The organism is Calditrichota bacterium, assembly GCA_020637445.1.
Lineage (GTDB): Bacteria > Electryoneota > RPQS01 > RPQS01 > RPQS01 > JABWCQ01.
In genome coordinates, this window is sequence record JACJVZ010000001.1 from 896570 (window position 1) to 911174 (window position 14605).

Consider the following 14605-nt stretch of genomic DNA (forward strand, 5'->3'; position numbering starts at 1 on the left):
AATGGATGGAAAAAGGGGGATAGGAAACTGGCGAGGCTGGCGAAAACTTGTTTGGCTGGTCGTCGCCGCGGTGTGCTGTATTGCCGGCATCATAGTATTTTTCCCTAATTCCATCGTCAATCAACAGCTTGCCGCCAGCCTAACCAACTACATGGTGACGAAGCTGGGTCCTGAAGCAATTTGTGGTTCGGTTGATTTGGGGTGGAAACATCTTTCACTTGAAGACGTCATGCTTCCGATCGATGATCACGGATCGGTTCTATCGATCTCCCGGATAGAAGCCACCGTAGATCCTCTAATTGCTCTTTCACAACCTCGCGAATATACGCGAATAATCCGGTCTCTGAATGTCGTAAATCCGGAATTGAAGTTGATTGTTGCTAAAAGGGAAAACTCGGATCCGGACACCGCCACGAAGCCCTTAGTCCCGGATGTGATTTTTGGCGTGCTCTCGCGCGTGGACAGCTTGCGTTCCATAACATTGGAAAACGGCAAACTCAGGGTCTTAGGTACTGACACCACGTACGCCAAGGTGGACGACATCTTTGGTGTTCTCGCCAACCAAGGCGATGGATTTAACATCCGTCTTCGTGGCCGTGGCGATCTTCCCATTGGAATGGAGCTTCAAGTCAACGGCGACATAAAGACCTCGGCACGCACTCTTGACCTCAGCGCAACCGTAGAGTTTGCGCAGAGTTGTGTTACAGTGGACAGCACCGTTCCCGCTACAGTCAGTCTTGAGTCGGGGAAGGCAAGGATAACTTTGCGCCAATCCGACGGGCTGTCGAGCATCGATGGAGTAGCTGATTTGCAGGGTGCCAACGTTCAGGTGGCATCAAACTCCGTGTCCATCCCGTCAGCGGAAATCGTGCTCAGCAACAATGTACTTGCCTGGGACTCAATGGACGTGTTGGCACCCGGTGTGGTCGCAGTAACCTCGGGTAAAGTTGACATTCAGGATTCGCTTCGGCTGTCTGGAGTGTTGCAGGGAAATATCGGGCTTAAAGAGTTCTTCCGTTCACTTTCCATCAGCGACAGCGGTTTGCAAGGCAGTGTCGAATTCACCGCGGCTATATCTGGGACTGCGAAGGCTCCAATTGTTGAAGCCAGCGCCGTGAGCGAAAACGCCGACGTATTGGGAGTAAAAGTTGACCACCTTAAGGCAGACGTTAGGTTTGATTCTGGCACTCTGTCTTTGAACAATGTTGAAGTGGCCAATGAAAACGTGGATGCATCCGTCAATGGTGAACTTTGGCTCAAAGGCTCGCGAGAAGTATCTCTAAACGGTTTATTGCGGCCAAAGGCGGTGCCTGAGTTATTGGGACAGGCCTTTGGCGTGCGCGAGCTGGCATTTGCAGTAGAGGGTGCGGCGTCGTCACCAAGTTTGTCTTGGGTTGCGCGCGATAGCGTCGGTGAACTTTTGGGAAACGGTTCTGCGGCGGTCGAAGCAAACAGTTGGACATTGAGCTTCGCCGATCCTTCTGGTAAAACGGGTGTTGTCACCATCTCAGTAGATTCCAGCGAGTGGCATGTCTCTGCTTCCAATGCTCATATCGTCGTGCCTGTTGCCTATCCGACCTCCTCGAATGCGCTAAAGTCCGTAACATCCCTTGAGTTTGAGTTCGTTGGCAACGATTCAAGCGGTACAAGTCACTTGTCTGTTGGAGGCGACACCCTCGGAAATAGCGTATTGACTCAAGTCTTGAGGCAATTGCAGTTTGACGGCAGCTATGCAAGAGACGCTGTCGGCGCGTACAATCTGAACGGACGCTGGGTTGGTCTTTCGGGGGAAGGCGAGGAGTTTTTCGGACAAGGGAAGGTAACGATCCACGACGACTTACTGACCGTTGACAACCTTTATTTCGACGAAGCAGGCTCTGTCGAAGGAAGCGTGCGTATCGATTCCCCGCTTGTCAATCTAAAGATTTCCGTTGAGCAACTTCCTTTGTCAAAAACGCCTTTTGTGGCGAAGACGACGAATGACTGGAAGCTCGACGGTGTAATCTCGGGTGAAATGACGCTTGTCGGTCCGAAAGATTCTCTTCAGTGGCAAATTGATCTTAGCCTCGTAGACGGCGTCGCCCAAGGCGTTCCCGGCTACTGGGGATTAGTGGCGGCGAAGGGAACGGGCGAACGCGTGGACTCTGTCAGCAGCTCATTCGGCCGCGGCGTTCGGAGTATTTTTGAGTTGGCGGGATCGCTTGATTTTGGTATGAACGCCGTTGACATGCGATTGAATTTCCCAGCTTCGGAGTGTGCCGACTTCATTCAGGCGCTTTCCGGTCGAACCGGCTTGTTGTCCGGCAATCTCGACGGCGAGGTGCTTGTATTTGGCAAATTGTCTGCTCCAGATGTTGTTGCCAGCATGAGAGTATCCCACGGCGAATTGCTGGGTGAACTCGCGGTAGACCGTTTTGCGATCGACGCCGCGTTGGCGACAGAGCGAAATGGAAAGCGGTTACTGACTGTGCCGCAGCTTTCCTTCTATAAAGAAGACAAGTACAAATTCTACGGAGAGCTATCTGCGGAACCGCGCAGCGGCGGCGATTTTAGGGGCTACTTGGAGGGAAGCGGAGACTTTCTGGACCTGATCCAGCAAGTTGACGCGGATTTTACTTCTCAAGGCAGCCAAAGCACGTTGCGAGCGGAAGTAGGCGGGACGTGGGACAAGCCTCAGTTCGAGGGAACAGAGCTAACGATTTCCGACGGGAAGTTCACGTATCCGCCTGCCACGCCCGGTTTGCTTTTCATGAACACCACGCTGCGCCTGAATTCCGAAGGTGTCGTCGATACCGGCCGTATTCAAGTCAACGCGGGCTCCGAGTTCCTCAGAGTTGATCTTGTCGGGACAGATGATCGACGTGCAGGTATGCTCTCTCCTTTGACTATTCCCGGCCCGGGAATTCAGTTGGGTATTATTGTCCTAAGCACTTCCGAAAACGGTCTGCCTGTTCGTCTGCCGGGATTCATGAAACCCGAGTGGTTGGGGCGAATGACAACCGGTGCCGGTGGATTTTCCCCGATCACAATTTCCGCCTTCGATTCAACTCGCCTTCGTATCGGTGGTGAAGCCCAGATCCGGGATGCCCGGTTCACTTTTCCGTTCATATCGTATGGTGGCGGCCAAATGCGGCCCGTAACAAAGTGGCTAGTGGATCGCCTGTACGAAACGTGGTGGAACCTCGACGTTTCCATGGGCAGTGGATCACACTATGACGTGGAGATTACGGGATTCAAAGACTCTGAATTGTATTCCCGGCTGGGGGGCAATTTCATCGTCGGCACAGTTGCGGAATATTTGGATCATATTTCAGTTGATGCGATTGTTTCGCCGACCGAAAGACCACTTGTGATGGAAGGTTCACTTGTCGACTCGACGATGCGGCTGTCCGGCAAACTCGGGTCAGCGTCCGGCAAGGCGGACTATCTTGACCAGACCTTTTGGATAGAAAAACTGCAAGCCGAGTTCGATGAAACGGATATCTTTCCGATCATCAGCGGACGCTCGGCCACATATGGGATAGACTCTGTCGGAAGGACCGTCCCCGTCTATCTGACGATTTATGAAATCGACGAAGAGACAAATACACGCGTTCCGTATGGACGATTCGAAGATGTTACATACGTCCTTGAAGCCGACGGGTACCCGGATCAAGAACAAGTATTAGGCCTTCTTGGCTACGACTTGACCAATATGTCGCAAGGCAAAGCAGAGCAGCTTTTGACGAGAACGGCATTAACTGCTGCGAAGCGAGTTTGGTTGGATCCGATCTCAAGGAAGCTCGAACGTGCGACTTTCTTTGACGAGATATCTCTGGCGCCCGGCGGCGGAGCAAGCGCGAGTATCTTTCGGCAGCAACGGGAGTCCGTGCTGCGCGATACTCTTGAGTCAAACACGGCTGTAAAATTTCTGACCGGATCGAACGTGACGGTCGGCAAGTACTTCGGCCGGGACGTATTCTTGACTTACACAGGCGAACTTGCAGAAGCGGCGGGTGAAGTAGAGGGGGGACGATTGGGTTTGATTCATTATTGGAACTTGCAGTACCGTGTTGCGCCGGTCAGCCCAGACTTTGTGCTTGATTTTGCTGTCGAATATGACGAAGCCAGCCGCAAACGGGATGAGTCCGTGGCCCTAAAATATTCATTTGTATTGGAGCCTTAATTAATGGTTCGAAATGTGCTCAAGATCATGATGCTACTGGCTGTAGCCCTGACCATAGCAACATCGGCACATGCCCAAGAAAGACTGAGAATTCTGGGAATATCAATCGAAGGGAACGAAAATACTGACGCGGGTTTGATACGCGCTCATTCTGGCTTGTCCGTCGGGAAGGACATCACCGGCGACGATATTCAGAGTGCGATCAAACAACTGTGGAAACTCAATCTTTTTAGCGACGTTCAAATTGTCGAAGAACGAAGCACTTCGGAGGGTGTTTACCTTCGAATTGATGTGACGGAATTTCGCAGGCTCGATCGCATCGACGTACACGGCAACCGGAAGCTCAAAGGCGAGGAACTGGAGAAGATAGTTTCTCTGTCGCCCGGCCAAGTCGTCCGGCAATCCGACGTGACGCGCCTTAAGACATCGCTGACCAAGAAGTATGAAGAGATGGGTTATCTGCTGTCGCAGATTCAAGTTGAACAAGATACTCTTGAAAGCAATGGACGGGTCAGGGTAGACTTAGAGATCAAAGAGGGTTCGCGGGTCAAGGTTCGCCACGTCGACTTTGAAGGCAACGAATCCTTTTCGGACAAGAAACTTCGCAAGAAGATACGCACGACGAAAAAGACTTTCTTCCGTTCCGGTGAATACAAGCGTGAGAAAATAGAAGAAGACAAACACGCGATTGTTGCATTCTATCAGAGCCAAGGCTACCGCGACGCAGAAGTGCTGGGCGACACTGCTGTTTACACGCAGGACAAACGCGGGCTGTTGCTGACCTACAAGGTGAGCGAGGGCCCGACCTATACGTACGGAAAATTTTCGTGGTCCGGAGAGCGTATCTTTACGGAAGACGAGCTGAAAAGAAAACTCCGCGTCGAAGAAGGCAAACAATATAACAAAGCTGAATTTGACCGGAGTTTGGCGGACATCGGGTCAATGTACTACGATCGTGGTTACATCTATGCCGCAGTGACTCCAATTGAGACCGTTCGCGACAACCATGTCGTAGACGTCGCATTTGAAGTTTCAGAAGGCAGCGAGTTCAAAGTCAATCAAATCTACGTCACTGGAAATACGAAGACGAAGGAAAAGGTCATCCGCCGCGAGTTGGTGTTGTATCCGGGCGAAACTTTTGACGTGTCCAAACTACGCAGATCGATTCGCGAAGTCACGATTTTGAACTATTTTGCAAGCGTCGTCCCGGACGTCGTGCCCATATCCGACAACCAAGTCGACCTCTACATCGACGTTGAAGAGAAATCGACGGATCAAGCAAACGTCTCCGCCGGATACAGCCAGCGCGACAGTTTCATTGGTTCAGTTGGGTTCCAGATGAACAACTTGCTCGGCAATGGCCAGCAATTTGGTTTAGACTGGAATTTCGGAAAGTACTACAACTCGTTTTCAGTAAGTTTCACCGAGCCGTGGTTCCGCAACACGCGCACGCTGTTGGGGGTGAGTTTCTTCGACACTCACCGTAACGGCGAATCCTATTACGGATTCAATGAAGACATCATCGGCGGCACGCTGCGCATAGGACGCAGGCTTAGATGGCCAGACGACTATTTTAGAGTCGACTACATTTACCGTCTTGACAGAACGAAGTACTCAAGTTTTACGGATGCCTTTAAGGTTTCAAATCTGAGACAGCTTCAGGAAAACGTGCCGCGAGTTTCCTCAGGCATAACCCAAATCATCACTCGAGATAGCCGGAACGAGGCGGAATTTCCTTCTCAGGGTTCGGTGAATACGTTGCGGCTTGAACTGACCGGCGGCCCGATGTTGGGTGACGACAATTTCTTCAAGAGCGAGTTAGGCACGCAATGGTATTCGCCTTTGCTCGGAGACCTCGTGTTGGTTTCCGATACGAAAGCCGGAGTCGTGGAAAGATTGAGCAGTGATCCACGCGACATTCCATACTTTGATTATTTCTTTATGGGCGGCGCCGGACTTTCGCTGGGAACCAGTTTACGCGGATATGATGAAGGCGATGTCGGTCCTCAGAGCGGATCGTTCGCTCTCGGCGGCAAAACCATGTTTAAGCAATCGCTCGAGTTGCGCTATCCGATCGTCAGAAATCCCACGATTTATGTACTCGGGTTTGCAGAAGGCGGAAACGTTTGGTCAAGATTTGAGGACACCAATCCCGGTGACTTGCGCAAGTCTGTGGGGTTTGGCGCGCGTCTCTTTATGCCGTTCATCGGAATGATTGGTCTGGACTACGGTTATGGTATCGACTACTACGACAATCGGGGGCTTCGCTACGGCAGGTGGCTCCCGCACTTTCAATTTGGAAGAACATTTTAAGAAAGCCTAAACAAGGATCTCTTATGACACGACGTATCGTGGCGATAGTTGCAATCTTCATGATGGCTTTGCCCGTCATGGCGAAGGAAATGAAGATCGGGTATATTGATTCCGAAGCGATTCTGAACCAATATCCTGACTATCAAGAAGCCCAGCGGAAGCTGGCAGAAGAAGAGCAGAAATATGTTGCCGAAGCTCAGGCGAAAGAGCTTGTTGTAACCACGATGATGGACGAGATTCAACAGCAAAGCCTGATGCTCTCCGCAGAAGCGCGCGCGGAACGTGAGCAAAAACTTGACGAAAAAAGACGCGAGTTGGAACAGTTCCGAGTGGATACTTGGGGTGAAGGCGGAAAACTTTACACCAAAAACCTCGAGTTGTCTCGTCCCATTCTTGAAAAGATCAATCAGGCAATTGAGAAGATCAGCCAGCAGGACGGCTATGACATGGTGTTTGACGCTGCAGGCGGCAACATTGTATTTGCACTTCCGCAGCATGATATCACCGATCTAATTGTTGCTGAATTGAAAAAGGAGTAGTCCTTGCCGACCATCAGCGCCGCGGACTTGGCGAAACTTGTAGGCGGAAAACTCGTCGGAGATGGCACACGTGTGCTGTCTTCAGTCGCTCCCCTCGACTTGGCGGTGCAGGAAAGTGCTTCGTTTTTGTCGAATGCGCGTTACTTCCGGCAGCTTGAGAGCACGGCAGCGGGCGTCGTTTTTGTCACAGTGGGAACAGTTCGGTCCGGCGGCGACTACATAGAAGTTGCCGACTCATACACGGCCTTTGTGAAGGCGCTCGAGTACTTCAACCCACCCGCCAAGTTTGAGGCGGGCATACATCCGTCTGCCACGGTCGCAAATGACGCAGTGGTTGGAAAAGACGTTTACGTTGGTCCCAATTGTGTAATTGAATCGCAATCGCACATAGGCGACGGCACTGTGCTCGAGGGAAACGTCTTTGTGGGGAGGAAATGTTCGATTGGATCAGGTTGCCATTTGCATCCGCAAGTGGCGATTCGACATGAATGCAAGCTCGGAAACCGAGTGACATTGCACTGCGGAGTCATCGTAGGTTCCGATGGCTTTGGTTTCGCACCGGAGGACGGGACGTATAAGAAGATTCCGCAAATCGGAAATGTTGTAATTGAAGACGACGTTGAAATCGGCGCCAACACGACAATTGACCGCGCGACGATGGGAGAAACTCGCATCGGACAAGGTTCGAAGATTGACAATCTGGTGCAAATTGCTCACAACGTCAAAATTGGCCGCCATTGCGTTGTCGCGGCGCAAGCAGGTGTTTCCGGTTCGACTCAATTGGGTGACTATTGCCGAGTCGGCGGCCAGGCAGGATTCGTGGGCCATATCAAAATTGGAAATGGCGCCGCTTTTGGTGCGCAGAGCGGTATTTCGTCTGATGTGAAAGACGGCGAGATATTGTCGGGAAGTCCTGCTCGCCCGCACGGACTGTGGAAAAGAATGGAAGTAGCGCTTCCGCGTCTGCCTGAACTATTGCGAAGAGTAAAACGACTCGAAGAACATCTGGGTATCAACAACCCAGCGAGGGAGGAAAAGAGTGAGCGATAAGCAGCGAACCATTGGCGCTGCCATTAGTGTCTCAGGGATCGGCCTGCATACGGGTAAGCCGGTTAGTATGACTTGCAAACCCGCGCCAGCGGATCATGGAATCGTGTTCGTTCGAACTGACCTTCCTGGCTCTCCGCCCATTCCCGCGCTTGTTGACCATGTTATCGAAATTGCGCGCGGAACGGTTCTCGGAATCGCGAACGCGAGAATTCACACGGTTGAGCATGTTCTTGCGGCAGTGGCCGGTTTGCGCATCGACAACTTGCTGATCGAACTTACGGACGAAGAACCTCCGGCAATGGACGGTAGCGCGTATCCGTTCGTGGAAGCATTGCGCAAGGCGGAAATCGTCGAGCAGGATGCTGAGCGTGTCTACCTTGATCTGGAGAAGACACTAACCTACCGGGATAACGAAGCGGCCATTGACATCGTCATAGTGCCGTCATCGGAATTCAGGGTTACGTACATGATTGACTATCCCAATACCGTGTTGGGAACTCAGTACACGTCTATGTACTCGATTTGCGAATTCCCCGAAGAATTCGCTAAGGCGCGCACGTTTTGCCTGATGTCTGAGATGCGCAGCTTGAAAGACCGCAATTTGATCCAAGGGGGCAGCCTCAACAACGCCGTAGTGTTCGTGGATCAAGATTTGGAAGAAGAGAGCTACGAAGATCTAAAGCACGCATTCCACTACGAAGGAGAGCTTCGCCACAATGGACCAGTGCTTGGTGGAGTGGAACTGCGCTATCCAAATGAACCTGTTCGTCATAAGACATTGGATCTCGTGGGTGACTTGGCGTTGGTCGGAGCGCCGATCCGTGGCCACGTTTTGGCGGCACGTGCCGGTCATGCATCGCATGTGGAAGTCGCGAAAATGCTCCGTCGATTGCTTGAAGCGCAAAAAGTCGCGCGCAAGTACGGGGGAAAAAGTGGTCAAGGATACGTCTTTGATTCCGAGGCAATTGAAAAGCTCCTTCCGCACAAATATCCGATGCTCTTGGTCGACAGGATTCTCGAACTTGTTCCCAGCGAACGTGTTGTTGGAATCAAGAACGTGACTCGCAACGAGCCTTTCTTCAGTGGACATTTCCCGGGGCATCCGGTGATGCCCGGAGTGTTGATCGTCGAAGCGATGGGGCAGACGGGGGGAGTGCTGCTCTTGAATTCCGTTGAGCAGCCTGAAACAAAAGTGGTTTATTTCACAGGGCTGGAAAACGTCAAATTCCGCAAACCCGTGACGCCCGGAGATCAGTTAAGATTCACGGTCGAGATGCTGTTGTTTCGCCGCGGGATTTGCAAGATGAAGGGTACGGCCTACGTCGACAAGACTTTGGTCGCCGAAGCTGAAATGACCGCCGCAGTAATTGACCGCCAAGGATAAGCACATGCCAAAAGTACATTCGACAGCCGCAGTTTCTCCGAAAGCTCAGTTGGCAGACGATGTCACAGTCGAGGCTTTCGCGGTCATTGATGATGACGTAGCAGTTGAATCCGGTAGCATCATCGGTAGCTCGACACGATTGTTTTCTGGAACGAGGGTAGGCAAGAACGTAAAAATCTCGCCCATGGTATCTATCGGCGGTGAGCCGCAGGATAAGAAGTTTTCAGGTGAACCGTCAAATGTTTTTATCGGCAACGACACGGTGATTCGAGAATTCGCGACGATCAACCGCGGAACGGCGGCAACGGGCAAAACTACCGTAGGCAGCAATTGTCTGATCATGGCTTACGCTCACGTCGCCCACGACGGAGTCATCGGCGACAACGTGATTTTGTCAAATGCAGTGCAGCTGGCAGGGCACGTTCATGTCGGCGACTATGCGATCCTTGGCGGAATGGTGCCTGTTCATCAGTTCGTCCAAATTGGGGCACACTGTATGATTGGCGGCGGTTTCCGAGTTCCTAAAGATGTTCCGCCATATGTTATGGCTACCGGGCATCCTCTGTCTTATTCCGGTTTGAATGTCGTCGGACTTCGCCGCAGAGGTTTCACGAGCGACCAGATTGGCACGCTGAAACAACTTTATCATTTGCTCTTTCGCTCCAAGTACAACGTGAGCCAAGCCGTTGCTGAAATGGAACAGAGCTTCTCAAATGATCGGTTCGCCCAAGAGATCATGTCATTCGTTAAGGCTTCAAAAAGAGGACTGATGCCGGGGCGCGCTCGACAGTCTGAGGAGACGACTGATCTATGACTTTGGTTGTTCGCCACGACGGGCCAATGCCGGGGCAGTGGCTCATGGATCGCGATTCTGACGATCTCAAGGCCGCAGCGAACTCAGAGATTGAGGCTCGACTTTCGCTGTATCAATGGGAAGTTCCGACTCTTTCGCTTGGTTTTCACCAAGTTGACTCCAAGGTGGACTTTGAGCGACTGAAAACGGCAGGTGTGCCCTTAGTCAGGCGCCCGACCGGCGGCGCGGCGGTACTGCACAGCGAAGAACTGACATACTCCATAGTAGTTCCAGATGTTGTCGAGCTAAGAGCCGGGCAATATCTTTTGGAATATGTAGGACGGGCAATCAGCGAGGGTTTGCAGGCCATCGGAGTGAATGCGGAATTAGATGAGCGCGGTGAGTCGCTTTCGCCTTTGGCGAATAGGACGTCTTGTTTTGCGCGCACGTCACGTTGGGAAGTAGCAGTCGACGGGCGCAAGATTGTCGGAAGCGCGCAGCGGAGACTCGGGAATGCCCTTTTGCAGCACGGTTCGATCTTGCTGGGTAACGATCACCTGAGAATCGTGGAATTCCTGACGGTTTCTCAAGAAACGGATCGCGAGTCTTTGCGCTCACGGCTTGATAAGAAGGCGACTTGCGTGGAGAATGAAATTGGCCAGGGGAACCACGCCAAGGAACTTCGCCACGCGCTTGAAACCGCTTTTCAAAGCGGATACGACAGTTTCCTGAAGCGAGTCAATCATGTGAATGACGCGGTCGAGCAGTGAAGGACATACTGCTTCAAGGCTCCACCGGATCCATCGGTATATCGGCGCTTTCCGTCATTTCAGAGCAGAAAGACAGGTTTCGCGTTGTCGGCCTTTCGGCGGGACACAAAGAACAACTGCTCCTTGAACAGGCTTCGCTGCTTAAGCCCGCGAGTGTCGCGCTTCTGAGACCAAGCGATCCCAAAGCATTTACCCTAAAGGCCAAGTCGATTGGCATAAAGGAAGTATTTACGGGACAGGACGCCTTCCGCCATCAAGCGGAACAAGCTATGTATGACGTAATGCTGAATGCCGTCATGGGATCGGCAGGGGTGCGTCCGACTATCTCGTCGCTCGAACGAGGCAAGAATGTAGCGCTTGCCAACAAAGAGACTTTGGTTGCTGCAGGCGAAATTGTGATGAAGTGCGCGCGAGAACACGACGCGGCAATTCTTCCGATCGACTCGGAGCATAGCGCGCTTCAGCAGTGCTTGGTAGGTGAAAGCGCGCCCAGCGTGCGAAAATACTGGCTGACGACCTCAGGAGGACCATTCTGGGGGAGGTCGCAAGAAAGTCTTGTATCGATCACATCGAAAGACGCGCTTGCGCACCCAACTTGGGCAATGGGACCGAAGATAACGATTGACTCCGCCACACTCTTTAACAAGGGACTTGAAGTCATAGAAGCGTGCCGTCTTTTCGATGTTTCTGTTGACTTCGTAGATGTGGTACGTCAACGTGAGTCCGTTGTTCACTCCATGATCGAATTCTCTGACGGAAGTTTCAAGGCACAACTTTCTGTCCCGGACATGCGGCTTCCGATTCTGTATGCTTTAACGTATCCAGACCGTGTTGAAAGTCACCTCGTTGAAAGCCATCCGGCAAGTTTCGGCGCGCTGCATTTTGAAGCCGTAGATAGGCAGTTGTACCCATGTCTGGAGCTGGCGTTTGCCGCCATTCGGACAGGCGGAACCGCTCCCGCGATATTGTCGGCGGCGGACGAAATAGCCGTGCAGGCGTTTTTGGCAGAGAGGATCGAATTTACCGACATCCCGCGTGTCATTCGCCGCACCTTAGAGTCCATCACAATTGATTCCGCGACTGACGTTGATGTCGTGATGTCCGCGGACGAAGAGGCGCGTCGTGCAGCCAACGAGTTCATTCAATCGGGCGAGTTTGCCCGAGTTCAGGTTTCATGCTAATCACACTCTTGTCATTTGTCGCCGTCGCCGGCATTATCATAACGATCCACGAGTTCGGGCATTTTCTCGCGGCTCGCTTGACCGGTATGCGGGTGAAGAAGTTCTCAATTGGATTTCCGCCGCGAATTTTCTCAAAGCAGATAGGTCAGACTGAGTTTTCGCTTTCTTGGATACCTCTCGGCGGCTATGTTCAGATCGCGGGAATGGTGGACGAGTCCATGGACGATGAGGGGATCACCGGAGCACCTGACGAGTTCATGTCGAAGAATCCGTTGCAGAAGATATTCGTATTGTCAGCCGGTGTGATGATGAATTATCTCACTGCGATAGTGATTATCATCGGATTGACACTCGCGATCGGGCTTCCTGAAGTGAACAAGGCGGTGGTTGGCGAGACGATCGCTGACAAACCTGCGCAAATCGCCGGACTTCAGTCAGGCGACGCAATCACGTCCATTGACGGGAACTCGGTCGAGAGTTGGGAAGATGTTATAAAGTACATCACTGCCACGGGCGATACGGTGCACTTGACTGTAGCACGGGACGGCCAGACGTTTGAGTTCTTCGTTCCAACGGAGCTTACTCAAGCCGGAGACACGACGCGGCGGGTAATCGGCATTACCCCCAAAGTCGAATACCGGAATGCAAGTTTCGGCGAAGCCATAACAGGCGGAGTCAGTTTTTGCTGGCAGACAACCACCAACTTGGGCGGGTTCATCGGAGATTTGGTCACTGGACATGGAAGCCTCTCGCAGTTGTCGGGCCCCGTCGGAGTCGCACAACTCTCGGGCGAAAGCGCGCGCCAAGGTGCAGGAGAGTTTCTGTTCTTTATTGCGTTTGTGAGTGTATCAATCGGCTTTCTTAATATCCTGCCGTTCCCTGTTTTGGACGGCGGGCATATCACTATCGTAATCATAGAAGCGATAATCAGGAGGCCGGTATCCACAAGAGTCAAACTTGCAATACAGCAGGCCGGCATGGTTCTTCTCTTGTTGCTGATTGTAGTCGTCTCTTATCATGACATACTAAGGATATTCGGCCAATGACCAAAAGGTTTTCGCGGCTGATCTTAGTTCTTGTTGTTCTGGTTGTTTCTGCCGCATTCAGCCAAGAGAATGAAACCGCGGATCCTCGCGCCTTGGACCAGTTCATCAAAGGCAACGTGGCCGCCCAACAAGGTAATCCCTATCAGGCGATCTACTGTTTCGAAGAGGCAACACACTTTGATCCGTCGGCGCCATTCCTGTACGTGGCACTCGCCGAACAATATCTCGTACTCGCTCAAGAAGATGAGACCGCGGTCTCTCTGCAGCGTGCCGAGAAAAATATCGATAAGGCTCTCGAACTGAATCCGCGGCATATTCCCGCGCTGGAGCTGAAAAGCAGGTTGCTTGCTTCGAAAGGCAGATCGAAGCAAGCCAAGGAAGTTCTTGAGACTCTCTGTGAACTTGACTCCACAAATTCTGGCTACCGTGCGGAACTGCTTGGACTTTGTCTAACGTCCGGAGACCTCGACGAGGTCGATTCGCTCTACCAAATATTATCTGCCGACGACGAAGAGAACGAGCTTGCCCGGAGAATTGTCGCGATCTACTTGATTACGGGCCAATCCGAACGCGCCCTGCCGTATATGGAGATTATCGCACAGGATGACTCAACGGACGCCGCAGTGGTTTATACGCTTGCGACTCTCTATTTGCAGACTGAAGATTCGGCACGAGCGCAGCATGAAGTCGATCGCGCTATCTCTCTTGACTCAATGGACGCCAGATTTTGGTATTTGAAACTTGTCATGGAGTTCGATCACGACCGGTTTGAAAATGTCATTTCGTTAGCGGAACGTGCCCGTGCCGCGGCTGGGGAGGACGCGCGTTCGGCGAATCTTGAAGGGCTTTCATATATCAGGCTTGCCGACTCCACACAGGCGATGGAGCGCTTCACCCGGGCTTTGGAGTTGGATTCGACGTTATATCCTGCAGCCGGAAGTTTGGCGCTGTTATATGATGCGCAAGGAAGTGTCGAACAGTCCGAAAAATATTATGAGCTCGCCATAGAAAAGTCTGACAGTGCGGCAATCTACCTGAACAACTGCGCCTATATGTACGCTGTTCGCGCGATTAAACTTGACAAAGCGATGCAATTGGTCGATAGCGCGATAGAACGCGAACCGGACAATTCGTCATATTTGGATACCAAAGGATGGATTTACTTTCAGAACACCGACCACAAGAATGCCCTGAAGTGGATTAAGGCGGCATTAAAAGTAGATAAGAACAGCGCCCCCATACTTGAACACTTGGGTGATATCTATAACGCGATGGGGAAGAAGGCGCGGGCAAAATCGGCGTGGGAAGATGCTCTGAAAAGTGACCCTGAAAATGTTGTTTTGAAGGAGAAACTTGCGCGGTAG

Annotated in this window: 10 protein-coding genes; all 10 read left to right on the forward strand. The window is 52.0% G+C overall.

The genetic code is table 11. From position 1 onward, the window contains the following. The first annotated feature begins 1 nt into the window (after nucleotide 1). Genes H6507_03665 through H6507_03710 form a run of 10 tightly spaced genes read left to right on the forward strand, consistent with a single transcriptional unit; the run spans nucleotide 2 to nucleotide 14605 of the window. Nucleotides 2-4165, forward strand: coding sequence for a hypothetical protein (locus H6507_03665; protein ID MCB9368189.1), 4164 nt, complete (start codon nucleotides 2-4; stop codon nucleotides 4163-4165). 3 nt (nucleotides 4166-4168) lie between these two features. After that, complete coding sequence (gene bamA / locus H6507_03670; GenBank protein ID MCB9368190.1) at nucleotides 4169-6478, forward strand: outer membrane protein assembly factor BamA; 2310 nt, start codon at nucleotides 4169-4171, stop codon at nucleotides 6476-6478. A gap of 23 nt (nucleotides 6479-6501) precedes the next feature. After that, nucleotides 6502-7017: an OmpH family outer membrane protein gene (locus tag H6507_03675; protein ID MCB9368191.1), complete on the forward strand. Its 516-nt coding sequence runs from the start codon at nucleotides 6502-6504 to the stop codon at nucleotides 7015-7017. Nucleotides 7018-7020: 3 nt separating this feature from the next. After that, the gene (lpxD, locus tag H6507_03680) at nucleotides 7021-8067 is read left to right on the forward strand and encodes a UDP-3-O-(3-hydroxymyristoyl)glucosamine N-acyltransferase (GenBank protein ID MCB9368192.1); all 1047 of its coding nucleotides are present in this window, start codon (nucleotides 7021-7023) and stop codon (nucleotides 8065-8067) included. Beyond that, entirely contained in the window at nucleotides 8057-9451 is a 1395-nt protein-coding gene (locus H6507_03685) for a bifunctional UDP-3-O-[3-hydroxymyristoyl] N-acetylglucosamine deacetylase/3-hydroxyacyl-ACP dehydratase (GenBank protein ID MCB9368193.1), read from the forward strand. Before lpxD ends, H6507_03685 begins: the two co-directional genes overlap by 11 nt. 4 nt (nucleotides 9452-9455) lie before the next feature. Then, nucleotides 9456-10265, forward strand: coding sequence for an acyl-ACP--UDP-N-acetylglucosamine O-acyltransferase (gene lpxA / locus H6507_03690; GenBank protein ID MCB9368194.1), 810 nt, complete (start codon nucleotides 9456-9458; stop codon nucleotides 10263-10265). Beyond that, on the forward strand, nucleotides 10262-11014 hold the full coding sequence (locus H6507_03695) for a hypothetical protein (protein ID MCB9368195.1): 753 nt from the start codon (nucleotides 10262-10264) through the stop codon (nucleotides 11012-11014). The genes lpxA and H6507_03695 overlap by 4 nt, the downstream gene beginning before the upstream one ends. Next, nucleotides 11011-12195 carry a 1-deoxy-D-xylulose-5-phosphate reductoisomerase gene (locus H6507_03700; GenBank protein MCB9368196.1) on the forward strand — a complete coding sequence of 395 codons (1185 nt, stop codon included), beginning with the start codon at nucleotides 11011-11013 and terminating at the stop codon, nucleotides 12193-12195. The genes H6507_03695 and H6507_03700 overlap by 4 nt, the downstream gene beginning before the upstream one ends. After that, entirely contained in the window at nucleotides 12189-13241 is a 1053-nt protein-coding gene (gene rseP / locus H6507_03705; protein ID MCB9368197.1) for an RIP metalloprotease RseP, read from the forward strand. The genes H6507_03700 and rseP overlap by 7 nt, the downstream gene beginning before the upstream one ends. Further along, the gene (locus tag H6507_03710) at nucleotides 13238-14605 is read left to right on the forward strand and encodes a tetratricopeptide repeat protein (GenBank protein ID MCB9368198.1); all 1368 of its coding nucleotides are present in this window, start codon (nucleotides 13238-13240) and stop codon (nucleotides 14603-14605) included. The genes rseP and H6507_03710 overlap by 4 nt, the downstream gene beginning before the upstream one ends.

Excerpts from the sequence above, each read along its gene's own strand:
- H6507_03665 (MCB9368189.1), top strand. The coding sequence starts at position 2 with ATGGATGGAAAAAGGGGGATAGGAAACTGGCGAGGCTGGCGAAAACTT.
- bamA (MCB9368190.1), top strand. The coding sequence starts at position 4,169 with ATGGTTCGAAATGTGCTCAAGATCATGATGCTACTGGCTGTAGCCCTG.
- H6507_03675 (MCB9368191.1), top strand. The coding sequence starts at position 6,502 with ATGACACGACGTATCGTGGCGATAGTTGCAATCTTCATGATGGCTTTG.
- lpxA (MCB9368194.1), top strand. The coding sequence starts at position 9,456 with ATGCCAAAAGTACATTCGACAGCCGCAGTTTCTCCGAAAGCTCAGTTG.
- H6507_03695 (MCB9368195.1), top strand. The coding sequence starts at position 10,262 with ATGACTTTGGTTGTTCGCCACGACGGGCCAATGCCGGGGCAGTGGCTC.
- rseP (MCB9368197.1), top strand. The coding sequence starts at position 12,189 with ATGCTAATCACACTCTTGTCATTTGTCGCCGTCGCCGGCATTATCATA.
- H6507_03710 (MCB9368198.1), top strand. The coding sequence starts at position 13,238 with ATGACCAAAAGGTTTTCGCGGCTGATCTTAGTTCTTGTTGTTCTGGTT.